Origin of the sequence: Cupriavidus sp. USMAHM13, from assembly GCF_001854285.1 — a bacterium.
Classification (GTDB): Bacteria; Pseudomonadota; Gammaproteobacteria; order Burkholderiales; family Burkholderiaceae; genus Cupriavidus; species Cupriavidus malaysiensis.
The window spans coordinates 1,124,164-1,143,723 of the sequence record NZ_CP017751.1; the positions used below are offsets into that span (position 1 = coordinate 1,124,164).

Below are 19,560 nucleotides of genomic sequence, written 5' to 3' on the forward strand. Positions count from 1 at the left end.
CCGGCGGGGCGCCGTGCTTCAGGCATCGGCGGAGTGCGATGACCGGCCGCATGGTGGCCGGGGCCCGGGGCGCCCGGCCGGTTGGGCCGGGCATGCGGCGCGCAAGGACGCGGGATGGGGGGCGTGTTCGCTTGTCATGGGGGCGCACTCCAGCGACCCATTCTAGGTGCGCCGCCGCGCTTTTCGTCATGCATATCGCGCATCAGAAAATAGCGCGCCTGCATGCTGCGCTCGCATATCCCCGCGCTGGCGCGGGTAGGCAGGGCTGGCGCCGTGCCGCGCGTGCAATGCAGCAAGGGCGGGGCGCCCGTGTGCGGGCTCAGGCGCCGCCCGTCACCGGCCAGCCGGCATCCCTGGCTGGCTGCTGCGCGAGGCGCCGCGCGGTGCTGCGCAGTTCCTTGACGAAGGCGCGCATGATGGGGGTCTGGCTGCGTCCCTTGAGCAGGTGCACGCCGTCGTTGGTGCTGAGGTGGCGGTCGGCCGTGAGGTAGCGCAGGCGGCCGTCGGCGGCGGCGCGCCGTGCCAGTGACAGCGGCACCAGCGTGAGCGCGGTGCCGCTGCGCGCGAGGTCGAGGCAGGCCGCGGTGGACTGCAGCTGGAACTGCGGGAAGGCGCCGCCGGCGCGCATGGCCACGCTGGCCGGGGTGAAGTCAGGCTCGCCGCCGGCCGGTACCCGGGGCAGCGCCCAGGGATAGGCGGAGAAGTCGATCGCCTCGCCCTGCATGGCGGCGATCTCATGCTCGGCCGAGAAGACCACCGCCAGCGGCTCGGTGGGCAGCGCCAGCATCAGGATGTCCTCGGCGAAGCGCGAGGCGTCGAAGCGGCGGCGATCACATACCACCAGGTCGAGCTCGCGGTCGAGCAGGCGCTGCAGCAGCGGCGTGGTATCGCCGCTGGTCAGCGTGAGGTGCACCAGCGGATGGCTGTGCGCGAAGGCCGTGACGGTCTCGGTCAGCAGGGGCTGCAGCGGATAGGCGCCGCAGCCGACGCGCACGGTGCCCTGGCTGGACGCCTTCAAGCCCGCGGCATCCTCCTTGAGTGCGGCGGCGGCCGCGATCACGGTCTCGGCCTGGTGGATCAGCCGGCGCGCCGCCTCGGTCGGCGTGACCGTGTGCGTGGTGCGGTCGAACAGGCGGCAGTCGAGCGCGCGTTCCAGGTTCTGGATGCTGCGGCTGAGCGCCGGCTGGCTCATCGCCATCTCGTCGGCCGCGCGGGCGAAGCTGCGCAGGCGGTAGAGCGCCTGGAAATGCCGGAGTTGTCGCAGGTCCATGTCGATTCCGCTTGCTGATGCGCGCGATGCATGAAGGAGGACGCGCCGGTGGCGCCGGCGCCTGTCGTGTCCGCCCTGTGCGCCCGACCGGTCTCAGGCCGCCTGCCAGCGGCCGTCCGTCTCGCGCGCACGCCCCTCGGCGGCGAGCTTGAACAGGTGTGCCAGCAAGGAGCGCTGCGCCACCGGATGCATGCGCGGCGGCACGTCGTCGTAGACGCGCGCCAGCAGGGCGCCGAGCTCGGCCGCGCCCAGTTCGGCCAGCGCGTTGACGACCTTGGCCTCGCGCTGCAGGCGGTGGCGCACCAGCACGCGGATGGCGTCGGCGGGGCGCGGGATCAGGAAGCCGTGGCCTGGCGCCAGCCATTCCAGGTCCTCCTGCAGCAGGGCGCGCAGCGAGTCGAGGTAGGCCTGCATGTCGCCGTCGGGCGGATTGATGACGACGGTCGAGCCCTGCATCACGTGATCGCCGGTGAACAGCGTCTTCTCTTCCTCGAGCAGGTAGCACAGGTGATTGGACGCGTGCCCGGGCGTATGTACCACGCGCAGCGTGCAGCCTTCGCCCAGCGCGAGGCGCTCGCCATGCTGCAGCTCGCGTGCCGGGGCGAAGCCGGCATCCTGCCGGGCGCCCGGCGGCGCCGCGCGGCCCAGCACGGTGGCGCCGGTGGCGGCCTGCAGCTTCGGCGTCGCGGGCGAGTGGTCGAGGTGGGTATGGGTGGCGAGGATCCAGCGGATCGGGCCCGGCGCCGCGGCCAGCACGGCCTGCACATGCTTGTCGTCGTCCGGGCCGGGGTCGATCACGGCCCAGGCATCGCTCGCGGCATCGCCTACCAGGTAGGTATTGGTGCCGGGGCCGGTCATCACGCTGCCATTGCCGGCGGTCACGCGCCAGACGCGCTCCGACAGCCGCACCGGCGCGCCGGCTTCCAGCTCATAGCGCGCTTGCGCGCTGCCGTGCGGGTCGATGCGCCCGATCTCGGCGTAGCAGGCCTCGTCCGGCATGACCGGGCGCGGGCCGCCGGCGCCGAGGCCGATGCGCGGCATGATGCAGGCGATGTCGCGCCGCTGCGCGGAAAAGTCGAAGCAGGCCTGCGCGCTCTCGAAGTGCGCGATCGCCGCCAGGTTGCGGCGCGTGGCATTGACGAGCTTGAGGCCATGGTCCGGATGGATTGCTTCGGAGGGCCGGATCCAGCAGTGCTCGACCACCTCGTCGCCGTCGTGCAGCGCAACCTGTCCGGGCGGAGCGATGGCGACGAAGAAGCGGGTATCGAAGCGCTTGGGCAAGCCTGGCGGCGTCAGCCAGTAGCTGTGGTAGGCCAGGCGATCGACCGCCAGCCTCAGGCCGATCTGCGCGCAGGCCTGGGCCAGGCCGGGGCCGCCGCGGCGTGCGGCGGCGCGCAGCAGCGCGAGCTGGTCGGGGAGAAGCTGGTCGGGCACGAGCGGCTCGGGACCGGTGCCGTAGGCGAACAGCAGTCCGGCCTCTTCGAAGCATTCGCGCACCGCGGCGAGATAGAAGTCCAGTCCGCCCGCGGCCAGGCCGAGGCGCTGGCTGGCGCTGCTGTCGTCGAGGCCGGCGGCGTGGGCGTGCAGGTCGCGGTCCTGCGCGTCCAGCGTGCCGCCGGGGAAGACATAGGCACCGCTGCTGCGGTCGTTGTCGCGTTCGGCGCGGCGCACCATCAATACCTCGGGGCCGGCGGGACTGTCGCGCAGCACCAGCACGCTGGCCGCGCTGCGCAGGGAGTGGGGGGTGGTCTGGCTGCCGCTCTTGTCTGTGCTTGTCATGATAGGCGGATTGTCTCCTGGGGTCGGGCCGCGCCGCCAGGGCGGCGCGGCCAGCCCATAGTGTAGTCGGGTTGCCCTGCGCGCGCCCGCGGGGGCCACCGATTCACGCCTAGACAGAATGTATTGAAATGGGAGGTGAAAGACATGGCATGCGGGAGTCAGCGCTAGGCGCCAAGCGCAGCCATAGCCCGGCTATGGCGAGCATCGGCAACGACGCGATGAGCCCGCATGCCATGGCAGGCACCGACCGATTTCAGTGATTCAGTGGACTAGAGTCAGGCATCCAGTGCCCCGAACGCCCGCAGCCGGTACGATAGCGCGGGCGCTACCGCCTTCGCATCCAACCGAGGAGACAACACGATGAAGACGCGCATCACCGAACTGTTCGGCATCCGGCACCCGATCATCCAGGGTGGCATGCACTATGTGGGCTTCGCCGAGCTGGCGGCGGCGGTCTCGGCCGCCGGCGGCCTGGGCATCATCACCGGCCTCACGCAGAAGACCCCCGAACTGCTGGCGCGCGAGATCGCGCGCTGCCGCGACATGACCGACCGGCCGATCGGTGTCAACCTGACCTTCCTGCCGACCTTTTCGGCGCCACCGTACGCCGAGTACATCGCGGCCATCGTCGAAGGTGGCGTGCGCATCGTCGAAACCGCCGGGCGCAGCCCCGAGGCCTATATGCCGGCACTGAAGGCGGCCGGCATCAAGGTGATCCACAAATGCACCTCGGTGCGGCATGCGCTGAAGGCGCAGCAGATCGGCTGCGATGCAGTCAGCGTCGATGGCTTCGAATGCGGCGGCCATCCCGGCGAGGACGACGTGCCGAACATGATCCTGCTGCCGCGCGCCGCCGACGAACTCAGCATCCCCTTCGTCGCCTCGGGCGGCATGGCCGATGCGCGCAGCCTGGTGGCGGCGCTGGCGCTCGGCGCCGACGGCATCAATATGGGCACGCGCTTCATCGCCACGCAGGAGGCGCCGGTGCACGAGAAGGTCAAGCAGGCCATCGTGCAGGCGAGCGAGCTCGATACGCGGCTGATCATGCGCCGGCTGCGCAATACCGAACGGGTGCTGCGCAATGCCGGCGTCGACCGCCTGCTGGAGATCGAGCGCGAGAAGGGCGAGGCGCTGCAGATCGCCGACATCTACGACCAGGTGGCCGGGGTCTATCCGAAGGTGATGGCGGAAGGCGAGCTGGACGCCGGGGCGTGGAGCTGCGGCATGGTGGCCGGCCTGATCGACGATGTGCCGACGGTGCAGGCGCTGATCGACGGCATCATGGACGGCGCGCACCGCATCATCCGTGAGCGCCTGGAGGGCATGCTGGGCTGAGGCGACGGGCTAGGGCTCGGGCGCAGGCTCAGGCTCAGGCCCGCATCGCCGCATCGCATACCGCCACCAGCCGCGCGGCCAGGTCGCGCGTATGGGCGGCGGTCTCGGCCTGCACGTGCAGGCTCAGCTCCAGCGCCGGCGCCGGCGCGAAGCCGTCCGCCGCCTCCAGGATGCGGTGCCCGTCGGCGGCCAGCCGGCGCGGCAGCATGGTGATACCCAGCCCGTCCGCGACGGCCGCGCGGATGCCGGCGAGGCTGGCGCTGGCATAGGCGATGCGCCAGCGGCGGCCGGCGGCATCGAGCAGGTGGGTCATTTCGCCGCGGTAGAGCCCGCCCAGCGGGAAGGCCACCAGGGGCAGCGGGTCGCGCCCGCGCGCGGGGCGCTCGCGGCTGTCGAGCCAGCACAGCGGTTCGGCCCAGCTGGCCAGGCCCGGCGCGCTGCCCACGCGCTGCTTGATCAGCACCAGGTCCAGCTCGCTGCGCTGGAAGCGCTGCCACAGCTCGTGGCTCAGTCCGCTGGTCACTTCCAGGCGCACGCCGGGGTGCGCATCGGCGAAGGCCGCCAGCGCGGGCGTCAAGGCATGGGCGACGAAATCCTCGGGCACGCCCAGCCGGATCTCCCCCTGCGCATCGCCTTGCGCCAGCTGGGCCACGGCCTCGTCCATCAGTTGCAGGATGCGGCGCGCATAGCCGAGCAGGTGCTCGCCCTCGGGCGTGGCCGTCACATAGCGCCCGCCGCGGTGCAGCAGTTCGCAGCCGACCTGGGTCTCCAGCCGGCGCACCTGCTGGCTGACGGTGGATTGCGTCAAGTGGACGCTGTCCGCGGCACGCGTGAAGCTGCCGGTGTCGGCAACCGCCACGAAGCTGCGCAGCAGCACGGGATCGAGCATCGCTGGTATTTGAAAAGCCACTGATCGGCATTTCATCATTTAATTTCCCAATCAGCAAGGCGCTTCCTAGAATGGCCTGCCACGACCGGGCCGGCTGCCGCCAAGCCGTCGCCAAGCCGTCGCCAAGCCGCTGTCACGCCCGGCCGTCTCATCTCATTTCCGCGGGGAGTTTCCATGTCCACCCATCCAGACCTGCTGCGCGAGGCCGTACGCCTTGCCCAGGACAATCGCGCGCGCGGCGGCCGTCCGTTCGGCGCGGTGCTGGCCCGGCACGGCGAGATCGTCGCCACCGGCGTGAACGGCATCGTGCACAGCCATGATCCGACCACGCATGCCGAGATGGAGGCCCTGCGCGCCGCCAGCCGCCGCCTGGCAACCCCCGACCTGTCCGGCAGCGTGGTCTACGCCAGCGGCCATCCTTGCCCGATGTGCCTGGCGGCGCTGGTCATGGCGGGCGTGGAAGCGGTCTACTACGCCTTCGACAATCCCGATGCCGCGCCCTTCGGCCTGTCCAGCGAAGCCGCCTACCAGAAGCTGCGCCTGCCGCTGGTGCCGCCGCCGCTGGCGCTGACCAAGCTCGATGTGGGCGTCAGCGCGATGGCCGTGTACGGCGCACGGGCCGGCCGTGCCTGAGCGGGCAGTACGCGCGCGGCCCGGGTCGCGCGCCGCCTGGCTCGCGCTGGTGGTGCTGGTCGGCATGAACCTGCGGCCGTTCCTGACCGGCGTGGGGCCGCTCGCCGAGCAGATCCACGACGGCACCGGCCTGACTTTCCGCGGCATGGCCTGGCTCACGCTGTTGCCGATGTGGCTGATGGGGGTGGGTGCCCTGCTGTCGCCGCTGCTGTGGCGCGCCGTGCCGGCGCGCCACGCGGTGTTGGGCGCCCTTGCCTTGCTGGGGCTGGGCTCGGCACTGCGCGCCGCCTGGCCGCAGGGGGGCGCGCTGATTGCCGCCACGGCGGTGTGCGGCGCCGGCGTGGCCGTCATCCAGGCGGTGTTCCCCGGGCTGATCAAGCAGCGTTCGGCGGGGCAGGTCGCTGCCGTGATGGGTTTGTATTCGGCCGCGCTGATGGGGGGCGGTGCGCTCGGTGCCCAGTTGACGCCGTTGCTGGCGCAGTGGTCCGGCAACTGGCGCGGCGCGCTGGCCGCCTGGGCGGCGCCTGCCTGGCTGGCGCTGTTGTTCGCGTGGCGTGCGCTGCCCAGGCCGGCGCCGGCACGTCCGGGGCCGGCACCGGCGGGTGCCCGCTTGCTGCAGCGCCCGCGCACTTGGCTGCTGATGGCCTGCTTCGGCCTGGTCAACGGCGGCTATGCTTCCCTGGTGGCGTGGTTGCCGGCCTTCTACCAGTCGCGTGGCTGGAGCGGTACGCACAGCGGTGGGCTGCTCGCACTGATGGCGTTGGCCCAGGCCGGCGCGGCGCTGTTGCTGCCCGCGCTGACGGCGCGCTGGCGCGACCGCCGGCCCTGGCTGTGGCTGACCCTGGCGCTGCAGGCGGCAGGCTTCGCCGCCTTCGCCGCGTGGCCGGACCTGGCGCCGCGTGCCTGGGCCGCCATCTCCGGTGGGGGGCTGGGTGGTTGTTTCGCCTTGTGCTTGATCGTGGCGCTCGATCACCTGCCCGACGCGGAGCAGGCTGGCGAACTGAGCGCGCTGATGCAGGGCGGCGGCTTCCTGATCGCCGCCACGGCGCCCTGGGTCTGCGCCGCCCTGCGTGACGCAAGCGGCGGCTTTACCGCAGGCTGGCTCGCCCACCTCGGCTGTGTCGCCGTGGTGTCCCTGCTGGTCGCACGGCTGGCGCCGCGCGGCTACGGCGCGGCGCTGTCACCGCCGGGGCGTGCCTGGCATCCCCCCGGCGAACCGGGGCGAGCGGGCAACGGCCCCCGCGTGGCAGACCAGCCTCGGGGCTAGTCCATTGCGTCGGAGAAAGCGCACCCGAGCGGCGGGGCCTTTCGAATGACGCAGTGGGTTAATGCACCTGCATGCCCCGCATCGCGTGGATGCGCTCATGGTGTCGCTGCATGCCTTCGTACTGGCGCTGCACCACGTTGCGGATCGCCTCCGGCATATCGAGCTTCAGCGCGGAGCGGTATTCGCGGCGGGCGGCGGCCTCGCCGCGTTCGCATTGCTGCAGCACCACGTCGTCGTTGTTCGGCGCGATCACATGAAGGATTTCCATCCAGCTGCGCAGCATCGTGCCGCCCATGGTGCCGCGATCACGCGGCGCGGCGCCGAGTGAAGTCACCAGCGCCTGCAGTTCGCTGACCGAGGTGCGGCAGGACTCGGCGGTCCCGCTCAGGACGGCGCGGATCTCCGCATCCTTCACTTCGCGCGCGCCCGCGCTGCAATTGAGCTCACCATCCTTGCCGACCTCGATCAGGTGGTTCAGAGTGGAAACCAGTTGGCCTTGCGCTTGATCCATGGCAGTCTCCTTTGCTGTCACCGGCTGACGCGATGCGCTGCGCACCCGGCGCCGGGGCGATGCCGGCGCGGCGGCGCTGGCTCGCGCGCCATCGTCAGCACCAGTATAGGCAGCGGGCCGGCGTTCGCGGCGGGGGCATATCGAGAGGGGCGGTGCGCCAGGGGCCTCGGCTGCCGCCCGCAGCGGGCGTTCGGGCCGGTGCTACCGAAATGCGCCAGCAAGCAAGGAGAAGCAAGATGGCAAAGCTCCGCGAAGCCTTGATCCATGATCTGCATCCGACACAGATCACCGTCGGCATGATCGAGGTGCATGACAAGAAGAAGCATCTCGCTGCCTTGAGCGCGGCGGAGCAGAAGGCCTTCATGCAGGCCCATCCGATCCCGGCCGTGGTAGGCCCTGCCGGCAAGCTGTTCATCACCGATCACCACCATCTGGGACGCGCCGCGCTCGAAGCGGGCGTCACCAGCGGCTTTTTCACGGTGGAGGCGGACCTGTCCGACCATGCGATCGATGCATTCTGGGCCGAGATGAACAAGAACCTCTGGGTCCATCCGCTCGACCAGAACGGTGTGCGCCACTACTACGCGCAGATCCCGTCTCACCTCAGCAAGCTGGTCGACGATCCCTACCGCTCCCTGGCGGGTTATGTGCGCGACGCCGGCGGCTACGAGAAGACGCCGACGGCATTCGCGGAGTTCGTCTGGGCGGACTTTTTCCGGCGCGCCATCCCGGTGGAGGACGTCAGCACGGATTTCCAGCGGGCGGTGCAGGCAGGGATCGCCCTGGCCAAGGGCAGCCTGGCCTCCGGACTGCCGGGGTGCAAGACACGCTAGGCAATCTGCCCGGACCTGCCGCAGGTCGCCGCGGCTGGCCTCGCGGCGGCGGGCTTGTTACAGAGTACATAGACAGTTACAAAGCGAACCCGCGTGGCTGTCAGCGGGGCATTTCCGGCCCACGTTAGTTGGGGCATGCCGGGCGATCCGCGCCCGGCATCGACAAACCGGGAGTGCTTCATGCAAACGCGCAAACTGATTGGTGGCCTGACTCTCGCCCTGCTCGCCGCCGGCCTGGCAGGCGGCGCCATGGCAAGCGAGAGCCAATGGGACAAGAACCATCCGCGCCGCGAAGAGGTGAACCAGCGGCTGGCCAACCAGAACCAGCGCATCCACAAGGAAGTGCGGGAGGGCGAGATCTCGCACGCGCAGGCCGCCAGGCTGCATCGGGAAGATCATCAGATCCGCCAGGAAGAGCGTGTGATGGCCAGCCACGACGGCGGCCACATCACGCGCGCCGACCAGCGCGCGCTCAACCAGCAGGAAAATGCCGTGAGCCGCCAGATCGGCAAGTGACGCGCCGCGGTCCGCCGGCCGGTGCCGGACGCCGGGCGCGCGGACCGGACCACGCGGATGGGAGAAGGGAAGAGGGGCTGCGGCCCCTCTTTTTGTATCCGGCTCAGGGCTGCTTGATGGCATGGGAGGCGGCGTGTGAGGCGGCGTGTGAGGCGGCGTGTGAGGCGATAGAGGGGGCGGCAGTGCCGGATGGTATGCTTGGCGCCACCCAATCCATGGCAGGGACGAGGCCGCCCGGGCCACACAGGCCGCCCGCAAGGCGGAAGGCATCGCCCGGCCATGCCGTCCCTGACCTCCCATGCCGGAACTTAACCAGACGTTCACGCTGCCGCGCTGGCGCTTCACCCGCTGGCTGGTGAAGATCGACGCCGATGTCCCGGACGAGATCCGGCATGCCCTGATCGGCAGCCTGTTCGGCACACTCTCCATCTTCGTCGGCGGGGTCGTCAACACGCTGCTGGTGGCGGCCCTGATCGCCTGGCATCTCCAGCGTCCGCAGTTCTTCGCCTGGCTGGCACTCGAATGCCTGATCTGCGTCGCGCGTATCGGCGTGCTGCTGTCAGCCTCGCGCCGCGCACGCGCCGGCCGCTCGACGCATACCGATATCCATATCCTGCTCAGCCTGGCGTGGGCGTTCAGCGTCGGGCTGGGGACCTTCCTCAGTATCACCAGCGGCGACTGGCTGGCGGCCGCGCTGGCCTGTTTGTCCTCCGCCGCCATGGTCGGCGGTATCTGTTTCCGTAATTTCGGCGCGCCGCGCATGGCCGGGCTGATGATCCTGCTGGCGCTCGGGCCTTGCTGCCTGGGCGCGGTGGTCGCGCGCGAGCCGCTGTTCCTGCTGACGCTGGTGCAGTTGCCCGTCTACGTGGCCAGCATGACCAGCGCGTCCTTTCGCTTGAACGCGATGGTGGTCGCCACCATGCAGTCAGAGCGTGAAAATGCCTATCGCGCCCGCCACGACTCGCTGACCGGTCTGCTCAATCGTGCCAGCCTGCTGGCGGAGATCGGCGCCGCCATGCGGCGCGGCCGCGCGGTGGCGGTGCGGCCGGTGTTGCTGTATCTGGACCTCGACGGCTTCAAGGCGGTCAATGATGCCCACGGGCATGGCTGCGGCGATGACCTGCTGGAGCAGGTGGCAGTGCGCATGCGCGCTGCCGTGCCTGCCGGCGCGCAGGTCTCGCGCATCGGCGGCGACGAGTTCGTGATCCTGCTCGCCGGCCATGGTGACGATGGGGTGCGGGCGCTGGCAGGAAGGTTGCTGGTGGAGATCGGCGCGCCCTACCAGCTGCACGGTGGCGTGCAGGCGGTCATCGGCGTCAGCATCGGCATCGCGCCGGTGCCGGCCGATGGCCAGAGCGCGGATGCCGTGCTGAAGACCGCAGATCGCGCGCTATACACCGCCAAGGCGCGCGGCAAGGGGCGTTTCCACATGGCTGGCACGGCGTAGCGCCGCGCCTGGACACGCGAAGCCGGTCGGCCAGCCGCCATCCGCGGGCAGGAGAGACGGACTTCCCCTGTCCGGCCGAAGGAAGCGATCCAGCCAACTGCTGCGCTGTGCTAGGTCGTGGACCGCGCCAGTCGGGCGCACAGTGGGCGCATCAGGTCAAGGCTCGCCGAGCGGGGCGTAGGCGACGGCGCCGGAGCGCTGCCAGTTCCTATGGAGGTCGGGGTAGAGGCGCGCGGCCGAGACCAGGCTGTCGCGCAGGGCCTTGTCGTGCCTGGCCTCCTCGTCGAGTGCCGGTGCGGCGGCGCGGCGAGGATGACCAACCGTGGCCGGCCGGCTGCCTTGGGGCGCGGCGCGTGGTCGCTTGCTTGCCGGCAATGCCTTCGCACTCGCGTCCGCTTCCTTCGGCGCGGGCGGGGCTGCCTGCGCCGGCATGGCTTGCGTGGTGCCTTGCGGCGCGGGCGCTACCGCCGCCTTGGCGGAGGGCGATTTGTCGGAGGCCGCCGCCGGAGGCGGCTCGGCTTGCCCGGGCGAGGGCGTGGCGGCTTTGTCCGCATGAACTTCCGCTGCCGCAGCGCCGGCCGTGACAGGTGCCTGCGTTGGCGCGGGCGCTGGTGCTGGTGCTGGTGCTGGCGCGGACGCGGCCATGGCGGCGTCGCCCGTCGCCGTCTCCTGGGGCACAGCCAGCGTGACCGGGGCAGCAGGGATGCTGGCCGGTTCGGCCGTTGCCGCCGTTGCTGCCATTTCCCCGGTTGCCGCAGTTGCCGCAGTTGCCGCCGTGCCGATTGCCGCCTCGGCCGCCGGGTGCTCCGTGTCCTGGTACCAGACCACGGCCCCGCCGAGGAGGGCAGCGGCGATCGCGGCAAGGGCGGCGAGCTTGCCATAGCGGACCAGGGTACGCCGGCGCCGCTGGCTTCGCCTGTGCGCCTGCTGGCGGCGTGCCGACTCGTGTCTCGCTACCGCATCCGCGCGGATCGCGTTCAACGCTTGCGTGACCTCTTCCGCCGGCCCGTACGGCGGCGGCAGGGGCAAGGTGGAGAACAGCTGAGGAAAGGTGGTGGCGGACACTTGAGTCCCGGCTCCCGAAGCAGAGGTCCGCGCATCACTCGCACGGATCGGTCGATTTCAATGCAGGCCATGCTAGCAGCAGGTTCTGTCTATCCACCATGGGATTCGTCTGATTTTGCGGAGGCCAATATCTGCCATCCAACAGGCGGAGAGCCGGTCCGCGACCGGGGAGAGCGCGATGTCGAGCCCATGATTTCGTATCGGATTGCTCATCCGACTGCGCATGCGATTGATGGAGCTACTTCCTACTAAAAATCAGAAAACGCTTAATCTGATGCAGGCGCATCTTCGCTAATTTGCACGGACGTCAACTTAGTGAACCGATGCGCCATGAACGTCCTCCCCTCCCCCAGGCGCGCCAGGCTGGCGCACCTCGCGATGGCCGCCGCGGCCTGTGTCCTGCTGCATGGTTGTGGCGGTGGCGACGGCGGCTCCACCAGCACGCAGGCCGGCCCCGGCCCGGCTCCGGTCACGCCCGCGCCCGATGGCGGCGGCCGGCCGGATGTCGCAACGCTCGCCGTGCACGACATCACGCCGCAGTCCGGCGTGCCCGGCACCAGCGTCACCATCAGCGGCGAAGGCTTTACCCGCAGCACCAGCCTGTCCTGGGGCGACAAGCCGCTCGACGGCGTGTTCCAGTCCGCCACGCAGATAACCTTCGTGCTGCCGTCCACGCATGCGGCGGCCGACACCAGCCGAGCGCTGACGTTGCGGCGCGAGGATGGTGCCGAAGCGAGCGGGGCGCAGCCGCTCACCATCGAGGCCGTGCCCGAGCCGGTCGCGCTGAGCATCGCCTCGGCAAGTGTCGGCCAGCTGGTGCGTGTGCGCGGTGCCAACCTGCAGCTGGCCACGCGCATCGCCATCGGCGACCAGTCGGTGGCGGCCAGCGCCACCGCGGCCGACGGCACGTGGCTGGATTTCGTCGTGCCGGCGCAGGCGGCGAGCGGCTCCGTCGTGGTGATCGATGCCAAGGACCGCCGCTTCGCGGTGGCGCCGCTGGAGGTAGGCGGCACGGGCCTGGCGGTGAAGATTTCGGACGTGCAGGTCGCGCAGGCCCAGCTGCACTCCGTCAGTGGCGCCGTGCCCAGCCGCTATCTGCGGCTGGTGCCGGGCAAGCCGTTGCTGGTGCGGGTGCGCCTGGAACCCGGCGACGGGGCGCAGACGATCGAGCCGGAGGTGCGCCTGACCGTACGCAACGATGCGCTCGGCACGCGCACCGTGGCCATGAAAGGCCCGCAGAAGCTGGGTGCGCAGGCCGTGGCCGAGGACGACCTGGCCGGCAGCTATACCTACGAGCTGCCGGGAGAGTGGGTGCAGCGAGGGCTGAAGCTCGACGTCGAGGCCAATGAGAAGCGCTTCCCGGGCGTCACCGCACGCTTTGCCTATGAGCCGCCTGCCGGCGTGCTAGGTGTCGGTACCTATATCCGCCTGCACCTGGTGCCGATCCAACCCGATTCCGGCGAGACGGTCGACCTGGATCTCGACACCTTCCAGCGCAATGTGCGCGGGCTCTATCCGCTGTCGGAAGTGGAGTTCATCGTCGAGCCGCCGCTGAAGCAGCCTGGCACACGGCTGAACGACAGCGAGGCGTGGCTCGGGGCTGTCGGCGCCCTGCGCAAGGCCAGCGCGCCGACGGGGAGCGACTTCTATTTCGGCGTGCTGCCCTGCGATGGCTGCACCGGCCTGGGCTGGACGCCCGGCCGTACGGCGGTGGCCTCGCACCGCTGGTACGGCAGAAAAGACTACGCCACGGGCGGTGTGATGATGCATGAGTTGGGCCACAACTTCGGCCGCGAGCACAGCTTTGAAGATGCGGCCTTTCCTTACCACACTATTAGTGCCAATCGTCTCGGCGGTCCTTGGGTGATCAACCTGCTGCGCGACCGCGTCCTCTATGACCCGGCCGAGCAGTATGACGTGATGTCCTACAGCTATCCCAAGACCGTTTCGGACTACACGTATAGCGGCGCCTATGCCTACCTCGAAAAGGCGGCGCCACTGTCCCAGAAGCCTGCGGCGCGCGAAACACGGTCGGCAGACGCCAAGGATGCAGCGGCAAAATCCGCCGACGCGCTCTACATCGCTGGCAGTATCGGCAAGGATGGCGTGGCGGCCACGCTGTCGCCGCTGCTGCGCATGCCGATCGTGCCCGATACCGTGGCGCTCGCTCCGCAGGCGGTCGTGCAGCAGGGAGACCTCGTGGTGGAAATCGACGCGGCCGGCGGCCGCTTCCGCTATCCGGTGCACCCGGTCGGCCTGAGTCACGGCGAGGGGGCGGCAGCGCTTGCCTTCGAGCTGGCCGTGCCGCCCATCGAAGCCATCCGCTCGATCCGGGTCCTGCGCGATGGCAGCCCGCTGCTGACGCGCGACGCCACGCAAGGCGCGCCACGCCCGCTGATGGCCGCGCGGCCGGGGCCGGGGGCCACGTCTACCGACTGGGGCAGCTACCTGCTGCGCGACGGCAAGCTGACGCTGACCTGGGATGCGCGGCGCTGGCCCTGGCTCAGTGTGTGGCAGGACGGTGAGGGCGGCCTCAAGCCGCTCGCGGTGAGCCGCACCGGCGGCAGCCTGGAGGAAGCGCTGCGAGGGCAATCGGTGCGCGGCCTCGTCATCGGTCTGAGCGACGGCCTCAACGGACGGCTCGAACGCATCACGCCGTAAGGGCTCACGGCAGGGTCCACCACGGGCCCGCCATGGGTCCCACATCAGGGTGTCGGCGCAGGCCGGCACCCTGATGCTCTGAATCACAGATTCGCGGACTGAGTCCGCCCTCAGTTCACCGATGGGCCGCGCAATGCGTCACCACGAGGGCTCGCAAGGCCTCAGCCTTCCCGCATATCGTCCCTCGCCTCGTACGACATCCCCGAAAGACTGAGTTCTTCCACGAACCCAAGACGCTGGACACCAGCGGTGGATCGCCCTCCAGCCGGCTTCTCGCTTGTGCAGGCGATATAGGGAAAGGCCCTCGAAGTTCATCGCTCGGTGCGGCAATGGCTCACACAATTCCTCCGAAATTCCGGACGCGTCTGATGTGCATCCCTTGTGCCGCTACCTAATATCGTGGTTGCAAACCGATAGCTTTTCCATCGGTATCGCACAAGCGCTTTCCTGTTCATTCCTCCAATAGTCCAAGCAAAAACATCATGAAACCACTGCGCAATATCACCTTGAAGAGCCTGAAGCAGCAGAAGGGCCAGGGCATGACCGAGTACATCATCATTGTCGCGCTGATCGCCGTGTCGGCGATCGGCGTGTACTCGCTGTTCGGCCAGACGATCCGTAACCAGACCGCTGGTCTGGCCAAGGAGATGTCTGGCCAGGACGCCAAGGACAACATCAAGAGTGCCCAGACGAATGCGACCACTGCGACGACCAACGCGGACAAGACGAAGAACCTGGGCTCTTACAACGACAGCAACAACGCGGGTGCCGGCAAGTAAGCCAGACAAGCAGCTCACATGCATCGTCCTGCCCACCCGGGCAGGGCAGGCCGCGTCGCCCGCTCCCAGGGCGGGCAGACGCTGGCCTTCGCCCTGGCCTTCCTGCTGACCGGTTGCGTGGCCGTCTACGTGGTCTTCCATGCCTTCCAGGGCACGACCGCCAAGATCAAGCTGCAGAACACCGCGGACGCCGCCGCCTACAGCGCAGCGGTGCTGCAGGCGCGCGACTACAACTTCGCCGCGTACACCAACCGTGCCATGGTGGCCAACCAGGTGACCGTGGCGCAGGCCGTCAGCCTGAGGTCTTGGATCGACGACCTGGACAACACCTATACCCGGGACTGGTCCGACCTCGACGCCCTGATCAACCAGTACGCCGACCATCCCGAACAATGGAATTCACCGAAGCGCGCGGGCAAGCAGCAGATCCGGCCAGTGCGTGAAGCCTTTGACGCCTTGATGCCTACCCTGGTCACCGGCGTGGACAAGATCATCCACGCGCTCAGCCTGGCCCAGGCCAACTACCACGCGGCCACCTTCCTGGCCGTGCCGGAAACGGCCGACCTCGTCGCCCGCGAGAACCAGGGCGATACCCATGTCACCGGCGGCTACTTCTCGAGCGCCCGCAATGCCGCGCAGCTGGCCGAGTGGCAGCAGTACACCATCACGCTCGATCCGCAGCAGGGCGGCATCGACGTGCGCGACCGTTTTGCCGAGGTCACCACCGACGGCAAGACGCTGGACGGCTTCATCAAGGACCGCACCGCGCCGCGCAGCATGCCGCCCGGCTACCAGCAGATCGATGACAGCGCCAACCGGGCCTGTGGCTGGAGTTCGACCGCTTCGCGCATCGTCACCCATACTTCGCACAAGGGTGGCACCCAGTTGCGCATGAACCTGAAGGGTTGGGCCGCGATCGACGCCACCACGGCGAGCAGCCGCATCGAATGTGTCTACTTCGGCTACCCGCGCAATGTGTCGTTCGACATGACCACCGGGCGCGGCGGCGCTGCCAACGGCGAACTGCTGCGCGTCAGCGGCGTGGATTCGTACATGGTCATGCCAGTCCCCTTGCCGGCCAACTGGAAGGGCTACGGTGGCTACTACAACTTCAGCGACCATCGCAGCGGCGTGCCCGGCCGCAACGTGCTGGGCGGCATCGCCGACCAGTTCCAGGCCGGGCCCGGCAAGTCGCTCGACGCGGTGCATGGCGGGCTGCAGCCCTATATGGAGGTGCGCGGCAGCGCCGGCTCGCGTCCTGGGCGGGACCTGCCGCCCAACCGTGCGCCGCGTATCACCATCGAGGTCGAACGCAGCGCCGCGTCGCTGGTCAAGACGCCTGGCCTGAACGGTGGCGGACGCATGCGCGTCGAAGACCGCAGCGCCGGCGGCGTGATGCGCGCGCTGGCGAGCGCCAATGCCTATTTCCTCCGGCCCGACGAGCCGGGCCTGGTGGGCAAGGCGGCCGGCATGCTGGTCACGCCGGCGGGATGGCGGCGCGACGATGCCAAGATCGAGTATCCGAACCTTTTCAGCCCCTATTGGCAGGCGACGCTGGCACCGACCAGCGACGCGGAGCGCCAGGCGGCGATCGCCGCGCAGGCCGGCGGGGCACAGGACGACGGGAAGCGCCGATGATCAGGATGCAGAAACCATTGCGCGCCGGCCAGCACGGCCAGGCGATGGCCGAGTTCGTCGTGCTTGCCGTGTTCGTGCTGAGCGTGCTGCTGCTCGCCATCGTCTCGCTGGCCAAGCTCAACGACGTCCGCAACAAGGTGCTGATGGGTTCCCGCTACGCGGCCTGGGAACGGACCCTCTGGATCGACGGTAATTTCAACAAGCCGGAGAGCGGGCCGCCGGCCTGGGAGGATCCCGCGACCGACCAGGGCTGGTACAGCCAGTACGGCCCCAACGCGCTGGCGGCGAGAAAGGACGATATCGAGCTCAAGGCGGAGTTCCTGCGCCGCGTCGTCACGGCCAACGGCGAGCCCCTGCGCCAGACCGACCGCGAGGTGAGCTACTCCCTGCCGAAGAACCTGCAGGCCATGTGGCTCGACCACAGCGGCAAGGCGCTGGTCGGCCGCTCGGACGAAGTCCGCGTGGTGTCCGACGTGCGCGATCCCGGCGCGGAAGCGCTGCGGGCGCAGACCGCCGGGCCCTTCGGCTCGGTCAACGACTCCCGCGGCCGCGCCGTCGTTGCGCGCATGAACCTGAGTACCCGCAATCTGCAGCGCGCCGCGGTATCGGTGGATGCCGGCGCACGCAATCCCGCGCTGGTGCGCTTGTGGCCGACCTTCAAGGGGCTGACCTTCACCGATACCACGGTCATGCTGAGCAATACGTGGATGCCGGAGGGCACGGACTCCCACCAGGCACTGTTCGCCCAGGCCGTCCCGGCCAGCCGGGCCAACCTGGTGGAGCCGGGCCAGTACCGGCAACTGGCCATCTATGCCCCTGAAATCGCCGATCTGCAGTTCGGGCGCTTGGCCCCGGACGTGGTGCCTTACGAGCGGGTGAGCCAATGAACGCCATGCAGATGAACGCCATGCAGATGCGCGACATGAAATCGGTCGAAGGGCTGCGGGGCGCATGCCGGCAGGCACTGTTGTCCGCCTGCCTGTTGATGCTGCCGTTCGCGGCGCCGGCTCAAGAGCGCTGCGACAAGCAGCCGGTCGCGCCGGAGCGCATCGAAATGGTCGGGCGCGACATGCTGATCAATGGACTGGAGAGCACGGTGACCGCCGTGACGCTGCCGGGCTCCTCGCAGGACGTATCGGCCGCCTTCCGTGACTTCTGGTCGCGGGAAGACGTGCCGGCCAAGGGGCGCAGCCTCGGTGCATCGCTGGCGTTGAGCGCGCTCGACGGAGACTGTTTCTACCTGCTGCAGCTTCCGCGGCAGTCCACGGCCGAGGCGGTGCGGGGCATCTTGAGTGTGACGCGCCTGACCCCTCGCGCGCGCCAGCATCAGATCCGCGCGGAGCAGGTCGCCCTGCCGGCCGGTGGCCGCACCCTGTCCGATATCGAAAGCCGCGATATCCGGCAGACGGGCCGTACCTGGGTGCTGGACGTGCCCGGCCGCGGCAAGGAGGGCATGGAGGCCTACCAGCGCCGGCTGGCCGGCGAGGGCTGGCGCCTGGTTGCGCAGGCACCGGCCTATGCGCTGGATGGCAGCAATGCCGTGAACGGCCATGCGCTGGCCATGCAGCGCGGCAAGGACCGGCTCGACGCGGTGTTCTCCGACGGCGGCGCCTCGAGCCGGGCCGTCGTCAATGTGATCCGGAGTTTTTGAATGACGTTCGTTGCAACCCGATCCGGCGCGCCGCGCCGGCGCACCGGCCATGCAAGGTGCGCAGGACCGCGGGCCCAGGCCGGACAGGCCTATGCCGAGTACATCGTGCTGTTGTCCTGCACCGTGTTCGGCTTCCTGCTGTTCTTTCGTTTCGCCTGGACCGAAGAGGCACTGATCACCGCCCTGAAGTCCTTTTTCCAAGCCTACAGCTTTTCCTTGTCGCTGCCCTGAGCGGGGCAGCCCAGTCTTATGCTTAAAAAAATCAAGATCGGGTCCATCCTTGGCAATCCCTGGGCGTTGCTGCTGTTTGCCGCACTGATCGCCTCAGGTCTGACCTACCTGTCCTACCAGTACCTCGCCGCCCGCGAGGAGCGACTGAAGGAGTCGATGGCGCAGCAGCGCCAGGCCGGCGTTCAGGTCGTGGTGCCGGTGCGCGATATCGAGGCCGGCACCTCGCTGGCGTCGGGCGTGTTCGCCATGCGCGAGATTCCCCCTGACCTGGTCTATGACGACATGGTGCGCGCGGAGGATTTCGCCGCGCTCGAGGCCTCGCAGACGATCAAGCCCGTGCTCCGCGGCAGGCCTCTGCGCCGCGCCGATGTGGAGGCGCTGCGCGGGCGCGACTTCTCCGATCGCCTGGCCCCCGGGCAGCGCGCGGTGACGCTGGAGATCGACACTATCAATTCCACGGCCAAGATGGTCAAGCCCGGCGACCGGGTCGACCTCTACTGGACCGGCACGCCACGTGTCGTGAACAGCGAGGGTGCGAGCCGGGAAGAGCCGCGCATGATCCGCCTGATGCTGTCGAACGTGCTGGTACTGGCGGTCGGCCAGGATGTGCGCCCGCGCGATGCCGGCGAGGCGCTCGACGAGCAGGACGGCCGGCGCAGGACGGACTACGACACGGTTACCGTGCAGATCGCCGTCGAGGACGCACCCCGCGTGGCGCTGGCGCAGCGTATCGGCGGACTGCGCCTGCTGTTGCGCAATGCGGATGAAGAGGGCTTCACCGTTCCCACCGGCCTCAACGAGAGCAACCTGTTCTCGGCGGGTGGGGAAGCCGAGCGCGCGGTGGAGATCATCGCCGGCGGCATGGGACGCCAGATGATGCGCGTGCCGGACGAAGCCGAGCCGGCGCGCCGCACCGGCCCCTCCGCTCCCTCCGCGCCATCCACGGCCGCGCCCGCCGCCGCGCCCCAGGCGCCCACCCACAGCCTTGTCGACCAGGCGAACGCCATCGTGCAGCAATTGCAAGAGCGCGCGGCGCCGGGTCAGAACCGATAACG

At 69.4% G+C, this 19,560-nt stretch carries 18 protein-coding genes; 13 read left to right on the forward strand and 5 right to left on the reverse strand.

Going from position 1 to position 19,560, the window contains the following annotated elements:
• Window positions 1-319: 319 nt before the first annotated feature.
• Window positions 320-1,270 (reverse strand): LysR family transcriptional regulator, encoded by a 951-nt coding sequence (locus BKK81_RS05095; RefSeq protein WP_071011116.1) that lies wholly within the window; start codon window positions 1,268-1,270, stop codon window positions 320-322.
• 93 nt (window positions 1,271-1,363) lie between these two features.
• Window positions 1,364-3,049, reverse strand: a complete 1,686-nt coding sequence (locus BKK81_RS05100) for an MBL fold metallo-hydrolase (protein ID WP_071011118.1) — start codon at window positions 3,047-3,049, stop codon at window positions 1,364-1,366.
• A 360-nt stretch (window positions 3,050-3,409) separates the two neighbouring features.
• On the opposite strand from BKK81_RS05100, the gene BKK81_RS05105 reads away from it, so the two are divergent.
• Window positions 3,410-4,384 (forward strand): NAD(P)H-dependent flavin oxidoreductase, encoded by a 975-nt coding sequence (locus BKK81_RS05105; RefSeq protein WP_071011119.1) that lies wholly within the window; start codon window positions 3,410-3,412, stop codon window positions 4,382-4,384.
• 34 nt (window positions 4,385-4,418) lie between these two features.
• Here BKK81_RS05105 and BKK81_RS05110 read toward each other — a convergent pair whose 3' ends face one another.
• Window positions 4,419-5,273: a LysR substrate-binding domain-containing protein gene (locus BKK81_RS05110; RefSeq protein ID WP_071011121.1), complete on the reverse strand. Its 855-nt coding sequence runs from the start codon at window positions 5,271-5,273 to the stop codon at window positions 4,419-4,421.
• Between the two features lie 174 nt (window positions 5,274-5,447).
• Here BKK81_RS05110 and BKK81_RS05115 point away from each other — a divergent pair, with 174 nt between their 5' ends.
• Together BKK81_RS05115 and BKK81_RS05120 are read left to right on the forward strand one after the other, a co-directional pair.
• Window positions 5,448-5,906: a nucleoside deaminase gene (locus tag BKK81_RS05115; protein WP_071011122.1), complete on the forward strand. Its 459-nt coding sequence runs from the start codon at window positions 5,448-5,450 to the stop codon at window positions 5,904-5,906.
• Window positions 5,854-7,173, forward strand: a complete 1,320-nt coding sequence (locus tag BKK81_RS05120; protein ID WP_083383938.1) for a cyanate transporter — start codon at window positions 5,854-5,856, stop codon at window positions 7,171-7,173. Before BKK81_RS05115 ends, BKK81_RS05120 begins: the two co-directional genes overlap by 53 nt.
• A gap of 58 nt (window positions 7,174-7,231) precedes the next feature.
• On the opposite strand, the gene BKK81_RS05125 is transcribed toward BKK81_RS05120, so the two are convergent.
• Window positions 7,232-7,684 (reverse strand): PA2169 family four-helix-bundle protein, encoded by a 453-nt coding sequence (locus BKK81_RS05125; protein WP_071011125.1) that lies wholly within the window; start codon window positions 7,682-7,684, stop codon window positions 7,232-7,234.
• 236 nt (window positions 7,685-7,920) lie between these two features.
• Between BKK81_RS05125 and BKK81_RS05130 the strand changes: the two genes are divergently transcribed.
• The 3 genes from BKK81_RS05130 (at window position 7,921) to BKK81_RS05140 (ending at window position 10,480) form a co-directional block, all read left to right on the forward strand.
• The gene (locus tag BKK81_RS05130) at window positions 7,921-8,517 is read left to right on the forward strand and encodes a ParB-like protein (RefSeq protein WP_071011127.1); all 597 of its coding nucleotides are present in this window, start codon (window positions 7,921-7,923) and stop codon (window positions 8,515-8,517) included.
• Between the two features lie 249 nt (window positions 8,518-8,766).
• Complete coding sequence (locus BKK81_RS05135) at window positions 8,767-9,033, forward strand: hypothetical protein (protein WP_231908026.1); 267 nt, start codon at window positions 8,767-8,769, stop codon at window positions 9,031-9,033.
• Between the two features lie 298 nt (window positions 9,034-9,331).
• Complete coding sequence (locus tag BKK81_RS05140) at window positions 9,332-10,480, forward strand: GGDEF domain-containing protein (protein ID WP_071011130.1); 1,149 nt, start codon at window positions 9,332-9,334, stop codon at window positions 10,478-10,480.
• Between the two features lie 156 nt (window positions 10,481-10,636).
• On the opposite strand, the gene BKK81_RS35120 is transcribed toward BKK81_RS05140, so the two are convergent.
• Window positions 10,637-11,545 (reverse strand): hypothetical protein, encoded by a 909-nt coding sequence (locus tag BKK81_RS35120; RefSeq protein ID WP_156811113.1) that lies wholly within the window; start codon window positions 11,543-11,545, stop codon window positions 10,637-10,639.
• Between the two features lie 330 nt (window positions 11,546-11,875).
• Here BKK81_RS35120 and BKK81_RS05145 point away from each other — a divergent pair, with 330 nt between their 5' ends.
• The 7 genes from BKK81_RS05145 to cpaB all read left to right on the forward strand — a co-directional run bounded on the left by BKK81_RS05145 (window position 11,876) and on the right by cpaB (window position 19,558).
• Window positions 11,876-14,206 (forward strand): IPT/TIG domain-containing protein, encoded by a 2,331-nt coding sequence (locus BKK81_RS05145; protein ID WP_083383939.1) that lies wholly within the window; start codon window positions 11,876-11,878, stop codon window positions 14,204-14,206.
• Window positions 14,207-14,688: 482 nt separating this feature from the next.
• Complete coding sequence (locus tag BKK81_RS05150; protein ID WP_156811115.1) at window positions 14,689-14,985, forward strand: Flp family type IVb pilin; 297 nt, start codon at window positions 14,689-14,691, stop codon at window positions 14,983-14,985.
• 18 nt (window positions 14,986-15,003) lie between these two features.
• Window positions 15,004-16,623, forward strand: a complete 1,620-nt coding sequence (locus tag BKK81_RS05155) for a hypothetical protein (RefSeq protein WP_071011135.1) — start codon at window positions 15,004-15,006, stop codon at window positions 16,621-16,623.
• Window positions 16,620-17,510: a hypothetical protein gene (locus tag BKK81_RS05160; protein WP_071011136.1), complete on the forward strand. Its 891-nt coding sequence runs from the start codon at window positions 16,620-16,622 to the stop codon at window positions 17,508-17,510. The genes BKK81_RS05155 and BKK81_RS05160 overlap by 4 nt, the downstream gene beginning before the upstream one ends.
• Window positions 17,507-18,274 carry a hypothetical protein gene (locus BKK81_RS05165; RefSeq protein ID WP_083383941.1) on the forward strand — a complete coding sequence of 256 codons (768 nt, stop codon included), beginning with the start codon at window positions 17,507-17,509 and terminating at the stop codon, window positions 18,272-18,274. Before BKK81_RS05160 ends, BKK81_RS05165 begins: the two co-directional genes overlap by 4 nt.
• Window positions 18,275-18,505, forward strand: a complete 231-nt coding sequence (locus BKK81_RS05170; protein ID WP_071011137.1) for a hypothetical protein — start codon at window positions 18,275-18,277, stop codon at window positions 18,503-18,505.
• 18 nt (window positions 18,506-18,523) lie between these two features.
• Window positions 18,524-19,558, forward strand: coding sequence for a Flp pilus assembly protein CpaB (gene cpaB / locus BKK81_RS05175; RefSeq protein ID WP_071011139.1), 1,035 nt, complete (start codon window positions 18,524-18,526; stop codon window positions 19,556-19,558).
• The last annotated feature ends 2 nt before the right edge of the window (window positions 19,559-19,560 follow it).